The sequence below is a fragment of the Nocardia niwae NBRC 108934 = DSM 45340 genome, assembly GCF_001613465.1.
Taxonomy (GTDB): domain Bacteria; phylum Actinomycetota; class Actinomycetes; order Mycobacteriales; family Mycobacteriaceae; genus Nocardia; species Nocardia niwae.
The window spans coordinates 71,750-97,618 of record NZ_BDCK01000017.1 but is presented as its reverse complement, the minus strand read 5'-3'; the positions used below and the strand labels follow the sequence as shown (position 1 = coordinate 97,618).

At 70.1% G+C, this 25,869-nt stretch carries 12 protein-coding genes; 11 read left to right on the top strand and 1 reads right to left on the bottom strand.

Features of this window, described 5'->3' with window-relative positions; all coding sequences use genetic code 11:
• Positions 1-194: 194 nt before the first annotated feature.
• The 7 genes from NNI01S_RS09350 (at position 195) to NNI01S_RS09320 (ending at position 19,701) form a co-directional block, all read left to right on the top strand.
• Positions 195-13,496 (top strand): non-ribosomal peptide synthetase, encoded by a 13,302-nt coding sequence (locus NNI01S_RS09350; protein ID WP_063019617.1) that lies wholly within the window; start codon positions 195-197, stop codon positions 13,494-13,496.
• Entirely contained in the window at positions 13,493-14,479 is a 987-nt protein-coding gene (locus NNI01S_RS09345; protein ID WP_063019615.1) for a daunorubicin/doxorubicin resistance ABC transporter ATP-binding protein DrrA, read from the top strand. Before NNI01S_RS09350 ends, NNI01S_RS09345 begins: the two co-directional genes overlap by 4 nt.
• Positions 14,476-15,294, top strand: coding sequence for an ABC-2 transporter permease (locus tag NNI01S_RS09340; RefSeq protein ID WP_063019613.1), 819 nt, complete (start codon positions 14,476-14,478; stop codon positions 15,292-15,294). Before NNI01S_RS09345 ends, NNI01S_RS09340 begins: the two co-directional genes overlap by 4 nt.
• Positions 15,294-16,112, top strand: a complete 819-nt coding sequence (locus NNI01S_RS09335; RefSeq protein ID WP_063019611.1) for an ABC transporter permease — start codon at positions 15,294-15,296, stop codon at positions 16,110-16,112. Before NNI01S_RS09340 ends, NNI01S_RS09335 begins: the two co-directional genes overlap by 1 nt.
• A gap of 158 nt (positions 16,113-16,270) precedes the next feature.
• The gene (locus tag NNI01S_RS09330) at positions 16,271-17,143 is read left to right on the top strand and encodes a dioxygenase family protein (RefSeq protein WP_063019856.1); all 873 of its coding nucleotides are present in this window, start codon (positions 16,271-16,273) and stop codon (positions 17,141-17,143) included.
• Positions 17,144-17,648: 505 nt separating this feature from the next.
• Positions 17,649-18,611 carry a class 1b ribonucleoside-diphosphate reductase subunit beta gene (gene nrdF, locus NNI01S_RS09325; protein WP_063019609.1) on the top strand — a complete coding sequence of 321 codons (963 nt, stop codon included), beginning with the start codon at positions 17,649-17,651 and terminating at the stop codon, positions 18,609-18,611.
• A gap of 130 nt (positions 18,612-18,741) precedes the next feature.
• Positions 18,742-19,701 (top strand): hypothetical protein, encoded by a 960-nt coding sequence (locus NNI01S_RS09320; RefSeq protein ID WP_063019607.1) that lies wholly within the window; start codon positions 18,742-18,744, stop codon positions 19,699-19,701.
• 54 nt (positions 19,702-19,755) lie between these two features.
• Here NNI01S_RS09320 and mgtE read toward each other — a convergent pair whose 3' ends face one another.
• Positions 19,756-21,120, bottom strand: a complete 1,365-nt coding sequence (gene mgtE / locus NNI01S_RS09315; RefSeq protein ID WP_063019605.1) for a magnesium transporter — start codon at positions 21,118-21,120, stop codon at positions 19,756-19,758.
• A gap of 760 nt (positions 21,121-21,880) precedes the next feature.
• On the opposite strand from mgtE, the gene NNI01S_RS09310 reads away from it, so the two are divergent.
• The 4 genes from NNI01S_RS09310 to NNI01S_RS09295 all read left to right on the top strand — a co-directional run bounded on the left by NNI01S_RS09310 (position 21,881) and on the right by NNI01S_RS09295 (position 25,807).
• Positions 21,881-22,963 carry an ABC transporter substrate-binding protein gene (locus tag NNI01S_RS09310; RefSeq protein WP_063019603.1) on the top strand — a complete coding sequence of 361 codons (1,083 nt, stop codon included), beginning with the start codon at positions 21,881-21,883 and terminating at the stop codon, positions 22,961-22,963.
• Complete coding sequence (locus NNI01S_RS09305) at positions 22,960-23,817, top strand: ABC transporter ATP-binding protein (protein WP_063019601.1); 858 nt, start codon at positions 22,960-22,962, stop codon at positions 23,815-23,817. Before NNI01S_RS09310 ends, NNI01S_RS09305 begins: the two co-directional genes overlap by 4 nt.
• Positions 23,810-24,700, top strand: a complete 891-nt coding sequence (locus NNI01S_RS09300; protein WP_063019599.1) for an ABC transporter permease — start codon at positions 23,810-23,812, stop codon at positions 24,698-24,700. Before NNI01S_RS09305 ends, NNI01S_RS09300 begins: the two co-directional genes overlap by 8 nt.
• 159 nt (positions 24,701-24,859) lie before the next feature.
• The gene (locus tag NNI01S_RS09295) at positions 24,860-25,807 is read left to right on the top strand and encodes a TauD/TfdA dioxygenase family protein (protein ID WP_063019597.1); all 948 of its coding nucleotides are present in this window, start codon (positions 24,860-24,862) and stop codon (positions 25,805-25,807) included.
• Positions 25,808-25,869 lie beyond the last annotated feature (62 nt).

The window sequence follows — 25,869 nt, the reverse complement described above, 5'->3', positions numbered from 1 at the left end:
GCACTGCCCGTCCCCCGCGACCCGAACAGCGATGTTCGGGTCGCGCAGTGTGCGCAATACCCCCGCAGCGCCGGCCGCGCCGGTTCAGAATTGAGTTGCCGCGTGCTGTGCGGCGGCAGGTACTACCGCTACTGCGGTGGCTACGGGCGGTCATTGCCGGATAGCCCGACCGCGGTCAGAACGTAGGACACGTCATGCAACAGCCTTCCCTTTCGGCGAAAAATCCGGACACAGTTCTCCCCGACGGAGCCTTCGCCCTGTCGGCGGCGCAACGCGGCATCTGGTTCGCCCAGCATGTCGCGGGCGCCACGCCGATCTCCATCGCCCAGTACGTCGAACTGGCCGGGCCGATCGACCTCGAGCTGCTCGCGCGTTCGGCGCGGCAGGCCGGGCGCGAGTTCGGCACCGGCTATCTCCGCCTGATCGAGGTGGAGGGTCATCCGTTCCAGTTCGTCGACCCCACCCTCGACGACAGTCTGGAGACGCTCGACTTCCGCGCCGAACCCGATCCGGAGGCGGCCGCGCACGCGTGGATGCGCGCGGAGTACGAGGCGCCGCTGGAATTGACCCGCGACCGGCTGGTGCGCATCGCCATGCTGCGCGTCGGCGCGGACCGCTGGTTCTGGTACTCGCGCATCCACCACATCGTGCTCGACGGCATGGGCGCGCTGACCATGGTGCAGCGCACCGGCGAGCTGTACAACGCCGCCGTCGAGGGCCGCGAGGCGCCGCCGGCGAAGGCGGAGGACCTGCGCAAGATCGTCGAGGCGGATCTGGCCTACCGCAGTTCGGAGCGGTTCAGCGCGGACCGGGAGCACTGGCTCGCGCACCTGGACGGCATGGCCGATCCGGTGAGCCTGGCCGGGCGCACCGCGGGCGTGGACGGGCATCCGAGCCGAGTCACGGGCGCGCTGCCCGCCGAGACCGCGAGACTGCTGGACGCCGTGGCCGAGCAGGTGTCCTCCGGTGTCGCGCCGACCGTGGTCGCCGCGTTCGGCGCGTACCTGTCGGCGATGACCGGCGCCCCGGAGGTCGTGCTGAGCCTCCCGGTGTCCGCGCGCACCACCGCGACGCTGCGGCGTTCCGGCGGCATGATCGCCAACGTGGTACCGCTGCGGCTGCGGCTGACGCCGGCCACGACGGTCGGCGACGTGATCGGGGCGGCCCAGGGCGAGCTGACCGGGGCGCTGCGGCGCCAGCGCTACCGGCAGGAGGACATCTTCCGCGATCTGGGCTGGCCGATGGACGAGGCCGGGTCGTTCGGACCCTCGGTGAACCTGATGATGGTCGACACCAGGATCCAGCTCGGTCCGGTCACGGGGCGTTTGCACGTGCTGACCTCAGGGCTGATCGATGACCTGTTCGTCAACCTGTATCCCGGTGTCGGCGGTGAGAGCACGCATATCGATTTCCAGGCCAACGGCAACCTCTACTCCGACGCCGAACTGGCCGGTCAGCACCGCCGCTTCCTGTCGTTCCTGCACCGCTTCCTGGCCGCAGGCCCGGACGCGCCGCTGGCGAGCGTGCCGGTGCTGTCGGAGGCCGAGCGCGCCGATTTCGCACCCGCCCGGGGGCCCGCGGGCGTGGCGACGGACACGCTGCCCGGCATCCTCGCCGCGGGCGCGGCCCGTGACCCGCTGGCGACGGCCCTCGTGGCGGGCGAGACCGCGCTGACCTACCGCGAGGTGGACGACTACACCAACCGGCTGGCCCGGGTGCTGATCGCCGCGGGCGCCGGACCCGAACGCACTGTGGCCATCTCCATCCCGCGGTCGGTCCGCTCCGTGCTGGCGACGATCGCGGTGGCCAAGACCGGCGCGGCGTTCGTGCCGATCGATCCGACCTATCCGGCCGACCGGATCGAGCACATGGTCGGCGACAGCGGGGTGGTCGCGGGCATCACGATCGCCTCCGCGCGGAAGTCGTTGCCCGACCGAGTGTCCTGGCTGATCCTCGACGACGAGGGCGCCGAGCGGGCGATCGCCGAGCGGGACGCCGCGCCGCTGACCGACGCCGAGCGGACCGCCGCGGTGCGACCCGACCAAGTCGCGTACATCATCTACACCTCCGGCTCCACCGGCCTCCCCAAAGGCGTGCTCGTCTCGCACCGCGGGCTGGCCAACCTGGTGGCGAGTTCCGGCGCCGGGTTCGGCATCGACGCGAAGTCCGTTGTGGCTCACGCGGTATCACCGAGTTTCGACATCTCGGTCGAGGAGATCCTGGTGACGCTCGCGGCGGGCGCGACGCTGGCCGTGGTGCCGCCGTCGGCGTACGCGGGTGAGGAACTGGCCCAGGTGCTGCGAGCCCACCGTGTCACGCACCTCAACGTCACTCCGGCCGTCGTGGGCTCGCTGGACCCGGCGACCCTGCCCGAACTGCGCACCGTGATCGTCGGCGGCGACGCCTGCCCGCCCGAACTCGTCGCGAAGTGGTCGGGCCGGCGGCTGTTGAACGGCTACGGCCCCACCGAGACCACCGTCACCGTGACCCTCAGCGACCCGCTGACGCCGGGCGGTCCGGTCACCATCGGTCGTCTGGCCCGTGACGTGTCGGCCGTGGTGCTCGACCCGTGGCTGCGGCCGCTGCCGCCGGGGACCACGGGTGAGCTCTACCTCGCCGGCCCCGGTGTGGCGCGCGGCTATCACCGGCGCAACGGGTTGACCGCCGACCGATTCGTCGCGAATCCGTACGCGTTCGGCGAACGCATGTACCGCACCGGCGACCTCGTGCGCTGGGTGATCCGCGACGGGCGCGTCGAACTGGAATACCAGGGACGCAGCGACTTCCAGGTCAAGGTGCGCGGCTTCCGCATCGAGCTCGGCGAGATCGACGCCGCCCTGCAACTCCACCACGACGTCGACTTCGCGCTCACCATCGGTGTCGAAACCGGTTCGGGCGCTACGGCTCTCGTATCGTACGTGCTGCCGAAGCCGGGAGCGCAGCCGCATCCAGAAGCACTGAAAGCCGCTGCGGGCGAGTCGCTTCCGTCATACATGGTGCCCAGCGTGATCATGGTGCTGGACAGTCTTCCGCTGACGCCGCTGGGCAAGGTGGACCGCAAGGCGCTGCCCGCACCGGAGTTCGGCGCGCGCGCCGGCACGAGCAGGGCGCCGTCCACACCGCGCGAGGAGACGCTCGCCGCGCTGTTCGCGGAGGTGCTCGGCCTGGAATCGGTGGGCGTCGACGAGAGCTTCTTCGCGCTCGGCGGCGACAGCATCGTCTCGATCCAGCTGGTGTCCCGGGCGAAGGCGGCCGGACTCGGATTCGGCGCGCGGGATGTCTTCGAGCGCAAGACCGTCGCGGCGCTGGCGGCGGTGGCCACCGACGTGCCGACCGGCGTGGTGCACGAGCTGCCCGGCGGCGGCGTCGGCGAGGTGGAGCTCACGCCGATCGTGCACGCGATGCTCGAGACCGGTGACTCCTGGCGGCGGTTCGCCCAGGCGGTGCTGGTCGAGCTGCCCGCCGACAGCGAGCGCGAGAGTCTGGTCGCCGCGCTCCAGGCCCTGTTCGACCGGCACGATCTGCTGCGTTCGACGTTGCGCCACACCGGCGACGGCTGGAGCTGGACGGTGGCCGAACCCGGCGCGGTGAACGCGGGCGCCCTGCTGGAGGCCGTGACCACGGACGAGGATCTCGAGACGACCTGTGAGCGTGCGCTGCAGCGCGCCGCCGACCGGCTCGACCCGGAGGCGGGCGTGATGGCGCGGTTCGTGTGGATCGAGCGCTCCGGCGCCGCGCCGCTGCTGTGGCTGGTGCTGCACCATCTGGTCACCGACGGCGTTTCCTGGCGCATCCTGCTGCCGGACCTGGCCACCGCCGCGCTGGGCGCCGAGCTCGCGCCGGTCGGTACGTCCTTCCGGCGCTGGGCGCATGGACAGCGTGAGCACGCGGCCAGCCGCACCGGCGAGCTGCCGCTGTGGCAGCGCGTTCTGGCCACGCCCGATCCCGCACTCGGCGCCGCGCCGATGGACCCGGCCCTGGACGTGGTCGGCTCCATGGCGCAACTGACGACCGTCGTGCCCGCGGACATCGCGCACACCGTGCTCACCACCGCGCCGGACCGTTTCCACTGCGGCGCCGACGACGTGCTGCTGGCCGGGCTCGCGCTGGCGGTGGCCCGGTGGCGGGAACGCACATCGACGTTGTTCACGCTGGAGGGCCACGGCCGCGCGGAGAGCGTCCTGCCCGGCGCGGATGTCGCGCGCACGGTGGGCTGGTTCACCAGCGTCTACCCCGTCGCGGTCGACCTGACCGGCATCGATGTGGCGGACGCGTTCGCGGGCGGGGCCGCGGCGGGCGCCGCGATCAAGGCGACCAAGGAACAGCTGCGCACTCTGCCGGACAAGGGCATCGGGTTCGGGATGCTGCGCTACCTGGTCCCGGAGACCGCGGCGGCGCTCGCGGACGCGCCGACACCGCAGATCAGCTTCAACTACCTCGGCCGCGCGTCCACCGGCGGGGACGCCGAGCCGTGGCTGCCGCGCCGGTTCGCCGCCACCCAGGACGACCACGCGCCCCTGGCCGCCGCGGTGGACATCAACGCCGTGCTCACCGACGCCGGTCTCGAGGTGACCTGGGCCTACGCCGGACGGCTGTTCGACGAGGCGGATCTCGCCGAACTGGCCGCGCTGTGGGAGCAGGCGCTCGGCGCGCTGGCCGGGCACGCCGCGTCCGCCCGCGCGGGCGGACGCAGCCCGTCGGACTTCGACCTGGTCGCCGTCACGCAGGCGCAGATCGACGCCTGGGAGCGCGACTATCCGAACATCGCGGACGTGTGGCCGCTCTCGCCGCTGCAATACGGCTTGCTCTTCCACGCGCTGTACGACTCCGACACCGCCGACGGCTACACGGTGCAGTCGCTGCTCACCCTGGCGGGCACCGTCGACGCGGCCCGGTTGCGTCGCGCCGCACAGGCTCTGGTGACCCGGCACGAGAACTTGCGCGTCGCCTTCGCCGAGACCGAGGACGGTCCTCGTCAGCTCGTCCTGGCCGACGCCGAGATCGAATGGCGGGAAGCGGATCTCACCGCGATCGCCGACGCGCAGGAGCGTGACCGGGAGGCCGACCGGGTGATCGCGCTGGACGCGCGCACCCGGTTCGAACTCACCCGTCCCCCGCTGCTGCGCTGCACGCTCATCCGGATCGCCCCCGACACCTACCGTTTCGTGTTGACCAACCATCACCTGGTGCTGGACGGCTGGTCGACGCCGCTGCTGGTGCGCGAACTGCTCACCCTCTACGTCACCGACGGTGACACCGCGGCCCTGCCGCCCGCGCATTCCTACCGTGAGTTCCTCACCTGGTTGAAGACCAGAAACGACGCCGAATCCCTCGCGGCGTGGACCGAGTCGCTGGCCGGCATCGACACACCGACCCGCGCGGTGCCCACCCTCGCCGGCATCGAATCGACCGAGACCGGCATGCTCTCCGCCGACCTGTCCCGCGACACCGTGGCCCGGCTGGAGACCGCGGGCCGGGAAGCGGGCGCGACGGTGAACACCTTGGTGCAGGCCGCCTGGGCGATGCTGCTGGCCATGCTCACCGGCCGCACCGACGTGGTGTTCGGCGGCACCGTGTCGGGACGGCCGCCGGAATTGGGCGGGGTCGAGGAGATGGTCGGCCTGTTCATCAACACGCTGCCGGTCCGGGTGCGCCTGGATCCGGCGGAGAAGGTGGCCGACCTGCTCGCGCGGGTGCAGTCCGAACAGGCGCGGCTGATGGATCATCAGCATGTCGGGCTGGCCGCGATCCACCAGGCGGTCGGGCTGGCCGAATTGTTCGACACGCTCACCGTGTTCGAGTCCTATCCGATCGATCGCGAAGCGCTGTCGCAGGCGCTGGACATCGCGGGCATGCGGGTGCTCGACGTGGAAGGCACCGACGCGACGCCGTATCCGCTGAATCTCATGGTGATCCCGCTGCGCGGCGACGACGGCCGGGACACGCTGCGGATCACGTTGAAGTACATGGCCGACCAGCTTCCCGCGGAGGCGGCACGCCCCCTGCTGGATCGCTTCGTCCGGCTGCTGACCCAGCTCGCGGACAACCCGCACGCACTGGTGTCGCAGTTGCAGTACTGCGACGACGCCGAGCGCACCGCATTGGTGCCGGTGCGGGGCCCGGAGTCGGTGCCGCAGACGACGCTGCCCGAACTGCTCACCGCGGGCGCGCGGATCGATCCGGACGCGATCGCGATCACCGCGGGCGCGCTCACCATGTCCTACCGAGAACTCGACGCCTGGTCCAACCGCTACGCCCGGGTGCTGCTGCGCCGCGGCGTGGGCCGCGAGGTGTTCGTCGTGCTGGCGCTCACCCGTTCGCTCGAATCGGTGGTCGCGGTGTGGGCGCTGGCCAAGACCGGTGCGGCGTTCGCTCCGCTGGACCCGAACTACCCGGTGGAACGTATAGAGCACATGCTCAGCGATTCGAAGGCCCCGATCGGCGTGACGGTCACCGCGACCGGCGAGACGCTGCCCGGCACGATCGACTGGCTGCTGCTCGACGACCTCAACACCATCCGGCGGGTGATGACGGTCTCCGAGGCGCCGATCACCGATGAGGAGCGCGGCGGGCCGATCGATCTGGACCAGACGGCGTACCTGATCTACACCTCCGGCTCCACCGGCAAGCCGAAGGCCGTGCTGCTCAGCCACCGGGGCATCGCGAATCTCGTGGCGGCGCAACGGGAGACGCTCGCGCTCGACCACACCGCCAGCGCGCTCCAGGTCGCCTCGCCGAGCTTCGACGCCTCGGTGTTCGAGCTGCTCACCGCGCACGGCGCGGGCGGCAGGCTGGTGGTTTCGCCGCCGGACGTCTACGGCGGGACGGAACTGGAAACGCTGCTGCGCACCCAGCGCGTCACCCACGCGGTGATCACGCCGTCGGCGCTGGCCACCATGGAACCCGCCGGGCTGGAGCAGCTGCGGGTGCTCGCGGTCGCGGGCGAGGCGGCGACGCCGGAACTGATCGAGCGGTGGGCGCCCGGCAGGCGCATGGTGAACCTGTACGGCCCCACCGAGTTCAGCATCTGGGCCACGGGGCCCGGCGAACTCGTCGCGGGCGAGCCGATCACGGTCGGCGGACCGATCCGCGGCGCGGCCACCGTGGTGCTGGACGCCTGGCTGCGTCCGGTGCCGGTGGGGGTGCCCGGTGAGCTGTACCTGGCGGGTCCCGCGCTCGCGCGTGGCTACTTCAACCGGTACGAGATGACCGCGAGCCGGTTCGTCGCCGACCCCTTCGGCGAACCCGGTGAGCGGATGTACCGCACCGGCGACATGGTGCGCTGGGTCGACAACGGCGGCGGCTACGAGCTGGAGTATCTGGGCCGCAGCGACTTCCAGGTCAAGATCCGCGGCCTGCGCATCGAGCTGGGCGAGATCGACGCGGTGCTCTCCCGCGACGACGAGGTCGAGTACGCGGTGACCATCGGGCGCACCGGCCCGGCCGGGACCACCGTGCTGGTCTCCTACGTGCTGCCCGCCGACGGCGTGCGGCTGGACGTCGAGCGGCTGCGCGCACAGGTGGCCGCCGAGCTGCCCGGGTACATGGTGCCCGGCTATCTCGTCGTGCTGGACACCATTCCGCTCACGCCGGTCGGCAAGCTGGATCGCAAAGCCCTTCCGGTGCCGGACTTCACGGAAGACCACCGGCCTTACCTCGCGCCGAGCACGCCGGTCGAGGAGGCGGTGGCCGCCGTGTTCGGCGAGGTCCTCGAGCGCGAGCGCGTCGGCGTGGACCAGTCGTTCTTCGAGCTCGGCGGCAATTCGCTGAGCGCGACGAAGGTGGTGGCGCGGGTGAACGCGGCGCTGGGGTCGCGGATCGCGCTGCGCGATCTGTTCGACGCGCCGACCGTGGCCCAGCTGTCCGCGCGGGTGGTGCCCGCCACCGGCGCGGAGCCGGGCCGGTTCGCTCTCGCGCCACGGATCCGGCCAGATCGCGTTCCGCTCTCGCCCGCGCAGCAGCGCATGTGGGTGCTCAACCGGATGGATCCGGCCTCGCCCGCCTACAACATCGCGGTGGCGCTGCGGCTCACCGGCGATCTGGACGTGGAGGCGCTGCGCGCGGCGCTCGTCGACGTGGTCGACCGGCACGAGAGCCTGCGCACCCTCTATCCCGTGGACGCGGAGGGCCCGCGTCAGGTGGTGGTGGGCGCGGACGTGGCGGTGCCCGCGATGCCGGTGGTCGACACCGAGGACGGCGGCCCCCTGCGCGAGCGGATCACCGAGCTGGCGGGAACCGGATTCGACCTCGCCGCGCAGCCGCCGCTGCGGGTGGGCCTGTTCCGCCTGCACGGCGGCGCCGAGGCGGCACCGAGTGCGGCGCCGGTGTCGTCGGCTCCGTCCATCGGCGCCGCGCCGGTCTCGTCCGGGCCCGTCGCCGGGACCGCGCCGGTCGCGTCGAGCTACGCCGCGGGCCCCGAGACGATCGTGGCCGCCACGCCGCCCGTGCACGTCGTCGTACTGGTGGTGCACCACATCAGCGCGGACGGCGCGTCGATGGCGCCGCTGGCCGCCGACCTGGTCACCGCCTACTCGGAGCGGGCTCTCGGCGGGCATGCCACCCGCGTCCCGCTGCCGGTGCAGTACGCCGACTTCGCGCTCTGGCATCGCGAAGTGCTGGGCGACGAGACGGACCCGGAATCGCTGGCGGCGCGCCAGATCCGGTTCTGGCGCGAGACCCTGGCGGGCGCGCCGGATGTGCTGGAATTGCCCGCCGACCGGCCGCGCCCGGCAGTGCAGACCATGCACAGTGCCGACTTCGGCTTCACGGTCGACGCCGAGACCCACCGAGCGCTGGTGGACTTCGCCGCCGCGCACGGCGTCAGCCCGTTCATGGTCGTGCACGCCGCGCTCGCGGTGCTGCTCGCACGCCTGGCCACCACCGACGACGTGCTGATCGGCACCCCGGTCGCCGGACGCGGCGAGGAAGCGCTCGACCAGCTGGTCGGCATGTTCGTGAACACGATGGCGCTGCGCACGCCGGTCGATCCGGGCGCGGGCTTCGCGGCGTTCCTGGACACCGTCCGGTCCGCGGACCTGGACGCGTTCGCCCACGCGGACGTGCCGTTCGAGCGACTGGTGCAGGTGCTGGATCCGGCTCGCTCGACCGCGCACCACCCGCTGTTCCAGGTGTCGCTGTCGCTGCAGAACTTCGTCGAACCGGTGCTGGAACTGCCCGGCCTGCGGTTCGAGGTGGAGGACTTCGAGCGCGACGCCTCCCAGTTCGACCTGACCTTGGATCTGCGCGAGCGCTTCGCCGACGGAGATCCGGCGGGCATCGAGGCCGTGCTGACCTACGCCACGGACCTGTTCGACGAGGCGACGATGGCCGCCTTCGCCACCCGCTGGCGGCGCGTGCTCACGACGGCGCTGGCTAGGCCCGAGATCCGCATCGCCGACATCGATCTCCTCGACGACGCCGAACGGGCGACGCTGGTGCCGGTACGCGGTCCCGCGCCCGCCGCGGCCACGACGCTGCCACAACTGCTGGCCGAGACCGTGCGGCGGTATCCGGATCGCGTCGCCCTCGTGGTCGGCGGGCACATCACCACCTACGCCGAGATCGACGCGCACGCCAATCGCCTGGCCCGAGTCCTGCTCGAGTCGGGCGGTGGACCGGAAACCGTTGTCGCGCTGGGCCTGCCGCGCTCGGCGGAACTGCTCACCGGGATGTGGGCCGCGGCGAAGGCGGGCGCGGCGTTCCTGCCGGTGGATCCGAAGCACCCGATCGAGCGCATCGACCACATGCTCACCGACTCCGGCGCGACGCTCGGCCTGACCCTCGCCGCGTTCCGGCCCTTGCTGCCCGACAGCACGAACTGGCTGGTGCTCGACGACCTCGCCCTCGTCGAGCGGTGGAGCGCCGCCGGTAGCCACCCCGTGCAGGAGCGCGAACTGCCCGGCCCCATCCGGGCGGACAACGCGGCCTGGATGATCTACACCTCCGGCTCCACCGGCACACCGAAGGGTGTCTCGGTATCCCATCGCGGCATCGCTGATCTCGTCGCGGCGCAACAGGATTCGCTCGGCCTGGACGAGCACTCCCGGGTGCTGCAGGTGGCGTCGCCGAGTTTCGACGCGTCGGTGTTCGAGGCGATCATGGCGTTCGGTTCCGGCGGCGCGTCGGTGGTCGCACCGCCGGAGGTGTTCGGCGGCAGCGTGCTGGCCGAGTTGATCGACAGCGAGCGGGTCACCCACATGGTGATCACGCCGTCCGCGCTGGCGACCCTCGATCCCGCCGAAGTGACCAGCGTGCGGGTGCTCGCCGTGGCGGGCGAGGCGGTCGGCGCCGAGTTGGTCGAGCGCTGGGCCACCGGGCGCACCATGGTCAACCTGTACGGCCCCACCGAATCGACCATCTGGGCGACGGGTTCCGCGCCGCTGGAGGTGGGCGCCCCGGTGTCCATCGGCGCACCGGTGCAGGGCGCGCAAGTGCTCGTCCTCGACGACCGGCTGCGCCCGGTCCCGTTCGGCGTGGCCGGCGAGCTGTATCTCGCCGGACCGGCGCTGGCGCGTGGTTACCACGCGCGGTCGGGCCTCACCGCCGCCCGCTTCGTCGCCGGGCCCTTCGGCGCGCCGGGCGAGCGGATGTACCGCACCGGAGATCTGGTGCGCTGGATCCGCGGCCAGGCGGGGCCGGAACTGGAGTACCTCGGCCGCACCGACTTCCAGGTCAAGGTGCGCGGACAGCGCATCGAGCTGGGCGAGATCGACGCGGTGCTCGGCCGCGCCGACGGCGTGGACTTCGCGGTGACGCTCGGCGTGCCCGGCCCCACCGGTGCGACCGCGCTGGCCGCCTACCTGGTGCGCACCCCCGGGTTCGAGCTCGACGTGGCGAAGGTACGCGCCTTCGCCGCCGACATCCTGCCCGGCTACATGGTGCCCTCGGCGTTCGTCGTGCTGGACGAGATCCCGCTCAACGCGGTCGGCAAGCTGGACCGCAAGGCACTGCCCGCACCGGAGTTCGTCGCCGACCGCACCGAGTACCGCGCCCCGGAAACGCCGACCGAACAGCAGCTCGCGACCATCTTCGGCGAGTTGCTGGGCGTGGCGCGGGTGGGCGCCGACGATTCCTTCTTCGCGCTCGGCGGCGACAGCATCCTGGCGATCCAGCTGGTGTCGCGGGCCAAACAGCAAGGGATCACCTGCACCCCGCTGCAAGTGTTCGAGCATCGCACGGTGGCGGCGCTGGCCGCGGCCGCCGACGCGGCCGGGACGGTGGCGACGCTGGACGAGTTGCCCGGCGGCGGTGTCGGTGAGCTGCCGCTCACGCCGATCGTGCACTACATGCTGGAACGCGGCGGGAACTACGACCGCTTCGCCCAGACCGCGGTACTGGAGCTGCCGGTCGGCATCGAGCGAGCGCAGATCGTCGCGGTGCTCTCCGCCGTGGTGGACCAGCACGACATGCTGCGCGCCCGGCTGGTGACCGACGGCGACGGCCCGCGCCTGCTGGTCGGCCCGCCCGGCTCGGTCGACGTGGACGCGCTGGTGCACCGCATCGAGTTCACCGCGGTCGACCCGATCGAGCTGCACGAGTTCGCCATGACCGAGCTGGACGCCGCCGCCGACCGGCTCGATCCGGCCGAAGGCACGGTGCTGCAATTCATCTGGCTGGAGCCGGTGGGCGACGCGGGCGCACGCACCCGATCGGGCCGGCTGATCGTGCTGGCGCACCATCTGGTGATCGACGGGGTGTCCTGGCGCATCCTGGTGCCGGACCTGGTGGCCGCATGGGCGCAGGTGTCGGCGGGCGCCACGCCGGTGCTCGCGGAGACCGGGACCTCGATGCGGCGGTGGGCCCACGCCTTGGCCGAGGAGGCGCGCTCGGAACGGCGGGCCGCCGAACTGGCGTACTGGCAGGACGTGCTCGCCGCCCCCGATCCGGTGATCGGCGGCCGGGAACTCGATCCCGCCCTCGATCGGTCCGGCGCGCTGCGGATGGTCGAGCGGGAAGTGTCCGCGGAGGTCACCGCCGCGCTGCTGACCACGCTGCCCGGCTTGTTCCAAGGCAGCGTCAACGACGCGCTGCTGGCCACCTTGGCGCTGGCGCTGGTGTGCTGGCGCGGCAGCGACCCGTCGGCGCTGGTGCGGCTGGAAGGTCACGGCCGCCAGGAGGAAGTGGTGCCCGGCGCCGATCTCTCGCGCACCATCGGCTGGTTCACCAGCCTCTACCCGGTGCGCCTGGACCTGGCCGGAATCGACGTCGACGACGCGCTCGCCGGCGGGCCCGCGCTCGGCAAGGCGATCCGCGCCGTCAAGCATCAACTGCTCGCGGTGCCGGACAAGGGCATCGGCTTCGGCCTGCTGCGCTATCTCGACGCCGAGACCGCGCGGCAGTTGCCGAAACGCCTGCCGGGTCGAATCGGCTTCAACTACCTCGGCCGCTACTCCACCGGCGACATCCCGGCCGGGCTCGAGGGCCTGGGCTGGCTGCCGACCGACGACCTGGGCGACGTGCACGTCGCCGAAGACCCCGGCGTGCCGCTCCAATCGGCGATCGACGTGAACGCCGTCGTGATCGGCGACCGGCTGCGGGCGAGCTTCGGCTTCCCGTCCACCCTGCTCGACGAACACGAGGTCACCGAGCTGGCCGAGCTGTGGATCGAGGCCCTGAACGCGGCGGCCCGGTTCGCGGAGACCCCGGCGGCGCGCACCGCCGCCGAGGAGGAAGCGGCGGCCACGGCGGCGCCTGCCGTGCCGGCCGCGGGCGGGCTCGGACTGGACGTGGTGCTGCCGATCCGGCTCGGCGGCGAGGAACCGGCGCTGTTCTGCATCCACCCGTCGTCCGGAATGTCGTGGACCTACCTGGGATTGGCCGACGCGCTCGCGCCCGGCCGCCCGATCTACGGACTGCAAGCGCCCGACCTCGGCGGTCACGAACCGCCCGCGCGCTCGATCGAGGAGTTCGCCGAGCGCTATGTGCGGGAGATCCGCGGCCTGCAACCCGAGGGTCCCTACCACCTGCTCGGCTGGTCGTTCGGCGGCCTGATCGCCCACGCGGCGGCCGCGCGGCTGAAAGCCGATGGCGCGGAGGTGGGCGTGGTGGCGTTGCTGGACGCCGACACCGCCGACATCGACGGCGACAGCATCGAGCGGCTCACCGCGGGCTCGTTCGTGAACTCCTTCGGCGCGGTGTTCGGCATCCACGACGTCCCCGCCGACGCGACCGCGCAGCAGGCGGCGGATCTGATCCGCGAACGGCTCGGCGGGGTCTCGCTGATCGACGCGGCCACGCTGGAGCGGATGGCCGGGTCCTACAACGCCGCCGCGCGTACCAGAACCGGTTACCGCCGTCCGGTGTTCGACGGCGACATCGTGTACTTCAGCGCGATCATCGACACCTCCGACATCTTCGGTCCCGATGGCTGGGGGCCGTACGTGACCGGCGAGATCATCAACCACGACATCGAGGCAACCCACGACGAACTGACAGCGCCGCACGTGCTGCCGGTCATCGCGCGCGTGCTCGATGCACATCTGGGAGGCCGAGGATGAATTCCGACCAGGGAGTCGTCGTCGAAGGGATCGAGAAATCCTTCGGCGCGGTGAAAGCATTGCGCGGAGTCGATTTCGCGGCGGAGCCGGGCGAGGTGCTCGGCATCCTCGGACCGAACGGCGCGGGCAAGACCACGACGGTGAACGTCCTGTCGACGCTGATCCGGCCGGACCGCGGCCGTGCCGTCGTCGCCGGGCACGACGTGGTGGCCGAGCCCGCGGCGGTGCGCCGCAGCATCATGCTGACCGGCCAGTACGCGGCACTGGACGACATGCTCAGCGGGTACGAGAACCTCGTGATGTTCGGCAGGCTGATGGGCCTGCGCAAGCGGGCCGCACGCGCCCGAGCCGACGAACTGCTCGCCGAGTTCGATCTCGAGCGCGCGGCGGCCCGCAAGGTGGGCACCTATTCCGGCGGTATGCGCAGGCGGATCGACATCGCCTGCGGTCTGGTGGTCCGGCCCGACGTGGTGTTCCTGGACGAGCCGACCACCGGGCTGGATCCGCGCAGCAGGCAGGGAGTGTGGGATCTGGTCTCCGGCTTCAAGAAGGCGGGCATCACCACTCTGCTCACCACCCAGTACCTGGAGGAGGCCGACGCGCTCAGCGACCGGATCATCGTCATCGATCACGGCAAGGTGATCGCCGAGGGCACCGCCGACGAACTGAAGGCGCGCACCGGCGGCAGCTACTGCGAGGTGGTGCCGCTGAACCTGAAGGACCTGCCCGCCATCGCCGCCGCCCTGGGCGCGCTACTGCCGCAGGAGAACCGGGACGCGCTCGGCCCGGACTCCGACCGGATTGCCATACCCGCCCCGGACGGCTCGAAGACACTGCTGGAGGCGCTGCGCCGGTTGGACAGCGCGGGCGTCGACCTGGTGGACGTCGCGCTGCGCCGCCCCTCGCTCGATGACGTGTTCCTCCAGCTCACCGGGCATCTGGCCACCACGGAGGACTTCTCGCGGCCGGAGGCCGTGTCGTGACGGCGGCGACCTGGCTGAGCCAGACCCGCGCGGCGCCGCTGCGGCCACAGCAGTGGTGGGTGCTGACCACCCGGTTGATCGTTCCGTCGGTGCAGAGCGGCGAGGTGCTCACCTCGGTGCTGGCGCCCGCGACGTTCACCGCCAGTTTCTACATCCCGCTGAAGACGATCATGACCGTCATCGGCACCGGATTCAGCAGTTACGCGCAGTACATGATGCCGCTGGTGGTGCTGCAAGCCGCCGCGTTCACCGCCGTCTCGGCGGCCTTCCGCGCCGCCACCGACTCCGTCGCCGGGCTCAACCGGCGCTTCGGCTCCATGCCGATCGGCCCGCTGGTGCCGGTGACGGCGCGCCTGTCCGGCAGCGTCTTCCGACTCGTGATCGGGTTGATCACCGCGTTGATCTGCGGCCACGTCATCGGATTCCGCTTCTACCTCGGCACCGCGCAGACCATCGGCTTCGTGTTGTTCTCGCTGCTCATCGGTCTCGCACTGATCTGGGGCGGGGATGTGATCGGCACCGTGTCGCGCAATCCCGAGGCCACCGCGCAAGCGCTGGTGCTGCCGCCGTTGATCTTCGGCATGCTCTCCACCGGGATCGCGCCGGCCGACCAGTTCCCGGCTTGGGTGCAGCCGTTCGTGCGCAATCAGCCGGTGTCCCAGTGGGCCATCGCCTTGCGCGCGTTCGCCGGGGACAGCGGGCCGAACGCGGGGCAGTTGAGTTTGTCCCTGCTGGGGCCGCCGGTGGCGTGGGCACTCGGCATCCTGGTCGTCTGCGTCCCGCTGTCGATCCGGCTGAGTTCGAGGAGGGCATGATGGCACTGCTGGCGGATCGCGGGCACGAATCCTGGACCGGCTCGGAAGTGTCGGTGTCGGCGCTGGTGGCGCACACGCTGATCCAGACCCAGCGCCTGCTGCTGCGCTGGGCGCGCAACCCGGTCACCCTGCTGGAGACGCTGATCATCCCGTGCCTGCTGCTGATCATGCTGAACACCGTGATCGGCGGGCAGATCCGGAAGTTCACCGGTGAGAGCGCGCTGTACGGCTCGGTGCCCATGGTCGCCCTGGTGGGCGCGCTGTCCGGCGCGGTGGCGGGAGGCGTGCTGCTGGGCCGCGAACGCGACGCGGGTCTGCTCGCCCGCTTCTGGGTGCTGCCCGTGCACCGCGCCTCCGGTCTGGCCTCGCGGGTGCTCGCCGAGGGCTGCCGCATTTTCGTCTGCACCCTCGCTGTCGTCTCGGTGGGCTTCGTGCTCGGTTTCCGCTTCCACCAAGGCGTCGCGGCGGCGATCACCTTCCTGTTCCTTCCGGTCCTGTTCGGCCTCGCCTTCGCCACCATCGTCACCTCCGTCGCCGTGTTCACCGCGAAAGCGACGCTGGTGGAGGGGATCACGATCCTCACCTCGCTGATGATGTTCTTCAGCACCGGATTCGTCCCGCTGGTGGCCTTCCCCAAGTGGATCCAACCGGTGGTCCGCAACCAGCCCATGTCGGTAGGGGTCGACGCCATGCGCGCGCTCGCCTTCGACGGACCGCTCGCGCGACCGCTCACCCTCACCGTCGTCTGGTCGCTCGGCGCGATCGTGCTCTTCGCGGTGCCTGCGACCATCGGCTATCGCCGGGCCAGCAGACGCTGAGCCGGAGAACCGGTCACAGCGAACTCCCAGGGCGGACCCAGCCGGTCCCTAGCGCTCGTCCCTACCGTCGCTGAGGACGATCTCGACGAACGAAAGGGCGGACAGTGGGCGCACGACATGAGGAGGGGCACGAGCACGATCTCGGCCTCGCACACGATATGAAGGTGCTGATGTCCCGTCGTCGCGCCCTGTTCTTCCTCGGGGCGACCGCGGGCGCGGCGGCGGTCACGGCAGGCTGCGCCTCGGGATCGAGCGACACCACGGCCACGACCACGAGCGCCGCCACGCCGACCGCGCAATCCGGCGGCCCCACCGCCGCCCCGCAGGAGACCGCGGGACCGTATCCGGGCGACGGGTCCAACGGACCCAACGTCCTCGTCGAATCCGGGGTGGTGCGCAGCGACATCACCAGTTCGTTCGGCTCGTACTCCGGGGTCGCGCAGGGCGTTCCGATGACGCTCGAACTCACTCTGCGCGACCTTGCCGCGAGTGGAGCCGCGGGGAAGGGCATGGCGGTGTACGTGTGGCACTGCGATCGGGACGGCGACTACTCGCTCTACAGCGACGGTGTCACCGAGCAGAACTATCTGCGCGGCGTGCAGGTGGCCGACGCCGACGGCAAGGTGACCTTCACGTCCATCTTCCCGGCCTGCTACTCGGGCCGCTGGCCGCACATCCATTTCGAGGTCTACGACTCGCTGGAGACCGCGGTCGCGGGCCAGAACGCCCGGCTGACCTCACAGATCGCGCTTCCGCATGACACCTGCGAGTCGGTGTTCGCCTACGACTCCGGTTACGCGCGCAGCGTCACCAATCTCGGGCAGGTCACCCTCGCCTCGGACAACGTCTTCGGCGACGGCTGGGACGCGGAACTGGCCACCGTGGCGGGCGCGCCGTCCTCCGGGCTGCGGGTGGCACTCACCGTGGGCGTCGCCGAGAAATCCCAGAACACCGGGGCCGGCAATGGTTCCGGACCGCAGCCCGGTGGCCGGCCGCCCGGCGGCGCGCCCGGTGGCCGCCCTCCACGGTGACGCCGGTACCCCGGTCGGGCTCGCGCGGCGGCGTCATCCCACCACGCCCGGCCTGCGCCCGGGCCACCAGGACGTCCACCGCTCGAGACGAACAGGAAGTGGTCCACGATGCCGAGCGCCGCCGGTGACTTGCGGCACTGCCCGCGATCCGGCGCGCCGGGGAAATGACGGATCGGCGCACCCGGCAACGCTTTCGCGGCCGAGCGGCAGGGAGCGTCCGCGCCTGTGTGCCGCATTGCCGGTAGCTCGGTCCGGTCCCGCCGGACACCATATGGCAAACATTCAGCGAGCAATACGGACCGCCGGTGCCGATGCGGTCTCCCAAGGGAGCGTGCCGCACAATAGGGGGCCGCGCGCGGCGCGTCCCGGCGTACTCTCACCCGGCGGACGCGCGTCGCGGCGACACAAGGTGTTGTGCTAACCGGACATGTCAGCCACTAGGAGTAGTGTCCCCAGGGTAGACATTCCGTGACGGCAGCGTGCTCGGGAAAGGCGTGGAGGCAGGATGAAACTGATCGATCGGGTGTCGGCCATCAACTGGAATCGGGTGCCCGACGAAAAGGACGCCGAGGTTTGGGACCGGCTGACCGGCAACTTCTGGCTGCCGGAGAAGGTACCGGTCTCCAACGACATCCCGTCGTGGAACACCCTGACCGCCGACGAGAAGCAGCTGACCATGCGGGTCTTCACCGGCCTGACCCTGCTGGACACCATCCAGGGCACGGTCGGCGCGGTGAGCCTGATCCCGGACGCGCTCACCCCGCACGAAGAGGCGGTGCTGACCAACATCGCGTTCATGGAGTCGGTGCACGCCAAGAGCTACAGCTCGATCTTCTCCACGCTGTGCTCCACCCGCGAGATCGACGAGGCGTTCCGCTGGTCGGAGGAGAACCGCAACCTCCAGCGCAAGGCCGAGATCGTGCTGGAGTACTACCGGGGCGACGATCCGCTCAAGCGCAAGGTCGCCTCCACGCTGCTGGAGAGCTTCCTGTTCTACTCCGGCTTCTACCTGCCGATGCACTGGTCCTCGCGGGCCAAGCTCACCAACACCGCCGACATGATCCGGTTGATCATCCGCGACGAGGCGGTCCACGGCTACTACATCGGCTACAAGTACCAGAGGGGCTTGGAGCTGGTCACGCAGGCCGAGCGCGACGAACTGAAGAACTACACCTTCGAGCTGCTGTTCGAGCTCTACGACAACGAGGTCGACTACACCCAGGACCTCTACGACGAGGTCGGCCTCACCGAGGACGTGAAGAAGTTCCTGCGGTACAACGCCAACAAGGCGTTGATGAACCTCGGCTACGAGGGCCTGTTCCCCAAGGACGAAACCGAGGTGAACCCCGCGATCCTCTCGGCGCTGTCCCCCAACGCCGACGAGAACCACGACTTCTTCTCCGGTTCGGGCTCGAGTTACGTCATCGGCAAGGCCGTGAACACCGAGGACGAAGACTGGGAGTTCTGAACCATCGGATATGGTGAAGCGCACTGGGGCCCGGCAGTCATGCCGGGCCCCGGCCTTGTCTCCGATCGCCGACCCGGCGCCGAAGGCCTTGCGCTGTAATACCATTCCGATCCGACGTGGGGGTTTCTCGATGTACCGACGGCTGGCTCTGATCGCAGCGGTGCTGTTGACCGCTGCCGCATGCCAGGACGACAGTCCGGCGGCGGTTCCGCAGACCGGTGACGGATCGTTCTGGTCGACCGTGCCGCAGACCGACGACCAGCGTCTGGAAGTGCTGCGCCGGATGCGTGCGATGGACACCTGCGCGCTGCTGCCGCGAGCCGAATTGACCGAGGTCGGCCAAGTGCTCACCGTCGGCACCGACGGGCTGAATTCGTGCAAGGCCGAACTCGACAGCTCGGAACGCTACAAGGGCAAGACCGTCCGCTGGACCATGGCCGGACCTGCGCCGGAAGTGCAGAACCAGCGGGGTACGACCGAACGACTCGGCGACGTGAGCGTCCACCTGCTGGCGGACAAGGACACGCTGAGCGCCGAGCAGGCCGGGCAACTCGTCCAGCGCTCCTGTTCGGCCATGGCACGGTTTCCTTCGTCCGCCGCGATCGGCCTGTCGGTGGACACCCCGCTGGGGGTCGAGCCATGTCCGATCGCCGAGTCACTGATCAGCACGGCGGTATCCGAATGGAAGAAGGAACCGCGGCAGGGCAGCGCGGCGGAAACGATCACCACGGCGCTGACCGGCGCCGACCCCTGCGCCATCCTGCCGAAGCTCGGCGTCGGTGCCGACCCCGCGCAGCAACGGGTCTCCAGTTGCACCTTCGTCCATCGTGGGGACGAGATCCGTCTCGCGTACGAATACAGCGCGCAGTCGCTGGTCACCGCAGGCGCTCCGGCGTTCACCGTGGGAAATCGCACGGTCTACCGAGATGCCCAGGACGACCTGCGGTTCTACAACGTCGCGGTGGGTCAGCCGCTCGAGACCGGCGACCGTAATCTGCTCGGGCCGCGCCTACCGGCCATCTCCCTCACCGGAAAAGATGACGCGGCCCTTGAAGAGGTTGTGCGTCAGGTACTGACGCTGTTCCCGTAAGCGGCCTGCGCACGCACTCCGCTCGATCGACCGGCCGCGAGCACCGAGACGCCCTCAGATGCCGAGCACCAGTTTCGCCGTCGTGAAGTAGATGATCAGCCCGGTGGCGTCGACCAGGGTGGTGACCATCGGGGCGGAGACGACGGCGGGGTCGATGCGCAGCTTCTTGGCCAGCAAGGGCATGGTGCCGCCGATGGTGGCGGCCCAGCCGCAGATCAGCACCAAGGTGATGCCGACGACCAGAGCGATGCGCGGGCCGACGAACAGGGCGCCGATGGCCAAACCTACGGACGCCAGCAGCGAGCCCAGCACGAGGCCCACCCGGCATTCCCGCCAGATCACCCGCAACAGGTCCGACGCCCGCACCTCGCCGACCGCCACCGCGCGCACGCAGGCGGTGGCGGCCTGCGCGCCCGCGTTGCCGCCCGCGCCGATCAGCAGCGGGATGAACAACGCCAGGTGCGCGGCCTGCTGCAGGGTGCCCTCGAAGAAGTCGGTGACGCTCACCGTCAGCGTCGCCGCGAACAGCAACAGCAGCAGCCACAGCGCGCGGTAGCGAGCCAGCTGGAATACCCCGGCGGCCATGTAGTGGCCCTCCCAGGGCGCCGATCCCGCCTGGAGCGCGACGTCCTCGCTGTCGGCGGCCTCGATCACCTCGACCGCGTCGTCGATGGTGAGCAGCCCGACCAGCCGGTCCTCGCTGTCCACCACCGGCAGGTTGATGTCGTTGGTCTCGCGCATCAGGCGGGCGGCCTTCTCCGCGGAATCGGTCGCGCGCGCGAAAGCGGGCTCGGTGACGACCAGCTCCGACACCATCGTCTCGGGCTTGCTGAGCACCAGCTCACGCAGTTCGACGATGCCGGTCAACCGCCTGCCCGCGTCGACCACCGGCAGCGTGTACACCGTCTCGGCGTTGCCGCCTTTGGCCCGCACCATGCCGAGCGCTTCGGCCACAGTCAGCTCACGCGGCAGCGCCACGACCTCCGGCGTCATGAACTGACCCGCGGAACCCTCCGGGTAACCGAGCAGGCTCGCAGTCATCCGCCGCTCCCGCGGACTCAGGCCCGCCAGCGCCTTCTTGGCGACCTTGGCGGGCGCCTCACGCAACATGCGGGCGCGGTCGTCGGGCGCCATGCCCTCGACCAGATCGCGGAAGCTCTGGTCGCGCAGTCCTTGCAGGATCTGCTGCTGGTCCACCGGCTCGAGTTCCTCGAAGACGGCCAGGGCCAGATCTTTGTCGAGCAGGCGGAACGCCATCCCGGCCCGCACCGCGTCCATGCGGGCGAGCTGGTCGGCGATGACGTGCGGCGGGTGGTTGCCGAGCCAGTCCAGCGCGGCGTCCACGCGACGGGTTTCGACGATGTCCTGAAGGGATTCGGACAGCGTCGGACGTACTTCGATGATGTCGGTCTGCGACATGAGAGGACCTCAGCACATGCGTGAGTGAACAGAGAGCTCGAAATTCACACCGCGGGCGCCGGCCCCTGCCGTCGCGACCTGACTAGGAATGCGAAGGGGCGGCGCCGCGCGGCCTTCGACTGGGAGGTTCGCTGCGCATCGCTACCCCACCTCCCTCTCGTCGTCACCACGGATCTCGGATACCCGCACCGTTCGGATCAATGTCTCACCAGACACGAAAACGTCCTCGCGCAGCTTACACCGCTTCGGCGAGAATGATCACCTCACGGCGGCCGGCTGTGACGGAAGCCGCTGAATATCGACGGGAGCGCCGCCACACGGCACGGTGTCGTCGCGGGATGCGCGAACCATCGTGCGGCGTCCCCGGCGGAGCCGATCGTCCCGCGCTACCAGGCCCGGGAACCCTCGGCCACCGGAAGACAGGGTTACACGCAGTCGGCGTAGAACTGTTGCTCCCATGCTTGGGAACCGGGACAGTGTTTGCCAGGCAGGTGCCGGAAATCGGAAGTCACCAGCGCTCGCCCACGCACCAGCACAGCTCACGGAAGATTCGAAGTGTCGACAGCAACAGCATTGATCCGCCGCCGCGCGGTCGACTTCATGCGCGTTCCGCACGGAATCTGTTGCGGCTGAAGCAGCGCGGCCGTGGTCTGACGACCGCATCCCGCGCGGTCGTCCATCGCCGCATCGCTCCGCTGTGGTGTCGCCGATGCCGAGCATCGAAATGCACGGCGTCTTTCTCGTCTTCGAAAGAACAACAATGCCTTTCCCCCATCCCTCCCGGCGTGTCACTCGCGCTCTCACTGCCGCCGTAGCCGTGCTCACCGGCCTGTCCGTGCTCACCGGATGCGGCGAGTCCGCTCCCGCCAAGACCGCCGACGGCAGGACCGTGCTGCGCTATCAAGGCGCCACCGGGCAGGTGAGCGCTGTCGAATTGGCCGATGATCTGGGCTATTTCACGAAGATCAGCCTGCACTGGGAAGGCGACACCACCAGCGGCCCCGCCAACATCCAAGCGGCGGCGACCAACCAGGTCGAGTTCGGCAGCGCGTTCAACGGCGCGGTGGTCAAGCTGATCGCGGGCGGGGCGAAGGTCACCTCGGTGCTCAGTTCCTATGGCGCCGACGAGGAGTCGTTCACCGGCTACTACGTCCGGGACGACTCCGGCATCACCTCGGCGCGCGATCTGATCGGCAAGAAGGTCGCGGTCAACACCCTCGGCGCGCACCACGAATTCATCACCAGGGAGTGGCTGCATCAGCAGGGCCTGACCGACGACGAGATCAAGCAGGTGCAACTGATCGTCGTGCCGCCCGCCAACACCGAGGACGCACTGCGCAAGGGACAGGTGGACGTCGGCGCCCTGGGCAGCGTCTTCCGGGACACCGCCCTCCAGCGCGGCGGCATCCACCCGCTCTACACCGACAAGGCCATCTTCGGCACGTTCGACTACGGCACCTACGTCTTCCGCAACGACTACATCGCCAAGAATCCCGAAGCCGTGGAGGACTTCGTGCAGGGCACCGCGCGGGCGATCCGCTGGCTTCAGCTGACGCCTCGCGACCAGGTGCGCGAGCGGTTCACGCAAATCATCGGCAAGCGTGGCCGCAACGAGAACACCGGCTTGGTGCCGTACTGGCTCAGCTCCGGGATCCCGGTGCCGGGCGGCGTTGTCGCCGAAAAGGAACTGCGGATCTGGATCGACTGGCTGGTGCGCAACGGCGAACTGCCGAACGGCAAGTTGCAGGCCGCCGATCTGTTCACCAACAAGTTCAACCCCTACGCCAACGGCAAATACAAGCCGGAGGCGGGACCGACCGGAGAGGTGGTGGCCGCGAAATGACCACGGCGACGAAACTATCGCTGACCGGGGTGCGCAAGCAGTTCTCGGTGCGCGGCTCGCAGGAGCGATTCACCGCGCTCGAGGACATCTCGCTGGACCTGCGTGAGGGCGAGTTCCTGGTGCTGGTCGGCCCAAGCGGTTCGGGCAAGTCCACGCTGCTGGACCTGCTGGGCGGACTGAGCAAGCCCACCGCCGGCGAGATCCTGCTGGACGGCAAGCCGATCACCGGACCCGGTCTGGATCGCGGCATCGTCTTCCAGCAGTACGCGCTGCTGCCCTGGCGAACGGCTCGGGCCAACATCGAGTTCGGTCTGGAGGCCAAGGGCTTGCGCCGAAGGACACGCCGGGAACTCGCCGAGCACTACCTGGAACTGGTCGGGCTCTCCGGTTTCGGCGACCGCTACCCCCACGAGCTTTCCGGCGGCATGAAGCAACGCGTCGCCATCGCGCGCAGCCTCGCGTTCGATCCCGAGGTACTGCTGATGGACGAGCCGTTCGCCGCGCTCGACGCCCAGACCAGGGAGTCGCTGCAGGACGAACTGCTGCGCATCTGGCGGGCCACCGGCAAGACCGTGCTGTTCATCACCCACGGCATCGATGAGGCGGTGTATCTCGGCCAGCGGGTGGCCGTGCTCACCTCCCGGCCGGGCCGGATCAAGGCCATCGTCGACGTCCAGATCGACCGCGACACCGACGACGACATCCGCTCCTCCCAGCGCTTCCGCGACTACCGCCACGAGATCTGGACGCTGCTGCACAGCGAGGTCCAGCGGGCAGCGAGCCTGGAATTGGAGTCGTTGTCCGACCACGCGGCCGATGTCGAATCCACCACCGAGAGGACCGCCCATGTCTAGCGCGATACAGCTCAGCGAGCGGCCGGTACGGGAAACCGCGGCCGCGCCCGCACGACCGGCTCCGCTGCGGCGGGCCGAGGCGGCGCCCTCCGCCGTGCCGCACGCCCTGCGGGCGGTGAGCCGGTTCGCCTGGCGGGTGTTCAAACCGACGGTCGTGATCGCCCTCGTCCTGCTGCTGTGGCAGCTCGCGCCGACGTTCGGGCTGGTGGACGAGGTGTTCCTGCCGCGGTTCTCGGTGGTCGCCCAGGCGTTCGCCGACCTGGTGGCGAGCGGGGAGATGTGGACCCACATCTCGGCGAGCCTGAACCGTTCGCTGGCCGGGTACTCGCTGGCGCTGGTCGCCGGTATCCCGGTGGGCATCGCGATCGCCTGGTACAAGCCGGTGGCGGACTTCCTGAACCCGATCCTCGAGCTGTTCCGCAACACCGCGGCGCTGGCGCTGCTCCCGGTCTTCTTGCTGATCCTGGGCATCGGCGAGACCTCGAAGGTCGCCATCGTCGTCTACGCGAGCTTCTTCCCGATTCTGCTGAACACCATCACCGGCGTGCGCACTGTCGATCCGCTGTTGGTCAAATCGGCCGCGTCCTTGGGTTTCTCCCCGTTGCGCCTGTTCCAGAAGGTCATCCTGCCCGCGGCGCTGCCGTCCGTCTTCACCGGTCTGCGGATGGCCGCCGCCAGTTCGATCCTCGTGCTGCTCGCCGCCGAGATGTTCGGGGCCAGGGCCGGGCTCGGCTATCTGATCACCGCGGCGCAGCAGAACTTCGCGATCCCGAACATGTACGCGGGCATCCTCGCCATCTCGCTGCTCGGTCTCGCTTTCAACGGCTTGCTGGTCACCCTCGAACGCCGCCTGTCGCGGTGGCGCGCCCCGGCGAACGCCTGAGCCATGACCGCCCGGCTCGCGTCCGGAAGCAAGGCGTTGACCAAACGGCGCGTCGTCGACTTCATGCGGGTGTGCGGCAGCGCTTGTCGTCTTGCCGCTCACCTCGCACCACCCGGTTTGGCGCCGGCCCGATCCTCTAGTCCGAAATGAGTTCTTCCGATGACCGCAGTACACGAAACCCCCGTCTCGACCGCTACCGATGACGCGCTGCACGTCGCTCCCGTCGCCGGTCACATCGGCGCCGAGATCTCCGGCGTCGATCTCCGCGAACCGCTGACCGACCAGCAGGTCACGGCCATCACCGACGCGCTGCACGCCTACAAGGTGCTGTTCTTCCGCGATCAGCACATCGATCACGCCCAGCAGATCGCCTTCTCCCGCCGCTTCGGCGCGGTGACGCCGTCGCACCCGTACGACGACGACGCGCCGACGGAGCACCCGGAGATCCTCGCGGTCGACAGCCGGCTCTACGAGAAGCGGTTCGGGGTGCGCAAGCACAGCTACACCAACCAATGGCACACCGATGTCTCCGCGCTGATCAACCCGCCCGCGGCCTCGATCCTGCGCGCCGAGATCGCCCCGGAGCGCGGCGGCGACACCGGCTGGACGAACCTCGTCGCGGCCTACGAGAACCTGCCGGAGTCGCTCAAGCGATTCGTCGAAGGGCTGCGCGCCGAGCACCGTTTCGGCGGGAGCAGGCCGGCCTGGGACTCCGGCAGCGACTACGCGAAGAAGGTCGCGACCGCGCCGCTGATCACCGAGCATCCGGTCGTCCGGGTGCACCCGGTGACCGGCGAGCGGGCGCTGTTCGTGAACCCCGGCTTCACCACCCGGATTGTCGGGCTCGCCCCGAACCAGAGCGATGCGGTGCTGAAGCTGCTATTCGACGAGGTGACCAACCCGGCCTACACGGTCCGGTTCCGCTGGGCGAAGGGCAGTCTCGCGTTCTGGGACAACCGCGCCACCGCGCACCTCGCGCCGAGCGACCTCGACCACCTCGACGTCACCCGCGTGCTGTACCGCACCACCCTCGAGGGTGACATCCCGGTCGGCGTCGACGGTGAGCCGTCGAAGTCCATTGCCGGAGAGAAGTTCACGGGCGCGTAGCGAAGTGGAAACCCAGACCGGCCGAGTGCCTCGAGCGCCCGGCCGGTCTGGCGCCGCCGCCG

What these genes read in the sequence shown, in the direction of transcription:
- NNI01S_RS09330 (WP_063019856.1), top strand. Translation starts at nt 16,271, where the DNA reads ATGAAGGTGCTGATGTCCCGTCGTCGCGCCCTGTTCTTCCTCGGGGCG.
- NNI01S_RS09350 (WP_063019617.1), top strand. Translation starts at nt 195, where the DNA reads ATGCAACAGCCTTCCCTTTCGGCGAAAAATCCGGACACAGTTCTCCCC.
- NNI01S_RS09345 (WP_063019615.1), top strand. Translation starts at nt 13,493, where the DNA reads ATGAATTCCGACCAGGGAGTCGTCGTCGAAGGGATCGAGAAATCCTTC.
- nrdF (WP_063019609.1), top strand. Translation starts at nt 17,649, where the DNA reads ATGAAACTGATCGATCGGGTGTCGGCCATCAACTGGAATCGGGTGCCC.
- NNI01S_RS09320 (WP_063019607.1), top strand. Translation starts at nt 18,742, where the DNA reads ATGTACCGACGGCTGGCTCTGATCGCAGCGGTGCTGTTGACCGCTGCC.
- NNI01S_RS09305 (WP_063019601.1), top strand. Translation starts at nt 22,960, where the DNA reads ATGACCACGGCGACGAAACTATCGCTGACCGGGGTGCGCAAGCAGTTC.
- NNI01S_RS09295 (WP_063019597.1), top strand. Translation starts at nt 24,860, where the DNA reads ATGACCGCAGTACACGAAACCCCCGTCTCGACCGCTACCGATGACGCG.
- mgtE (WP_063019605.1), bottom strand. Translation starts at nt 21,120, where the DNA reads ATGTCGCAGACCGACATCATCGAAGTACGTCCGACGCTGTCCGAATCC.
- NNI01S_RS09335 (WP_063019611.1), top strand. Translation starts at nt 15,294, where the DNA reads ATGGCACTGCTGGCGGATCGCGGGCACGAATCCTGGACCGGCTCGGAA.
- NNI01S_RS09310 (WP_063019603.1), top strand. Translation starts at nt 21,881, where the DNA reads ATGCCTTTCCCCCATCCCTCCCGGCGTGTCACTCGCGCTCTCACTGCC.
- NNI01S_RS09300 (WP_063019599.1), top strand. Translation starts at nt 23,810, where the DNA reads ATGTCTAGCGCGATACAGCTCAGCGAGCGGCCGGTACGGGAAACCGCG.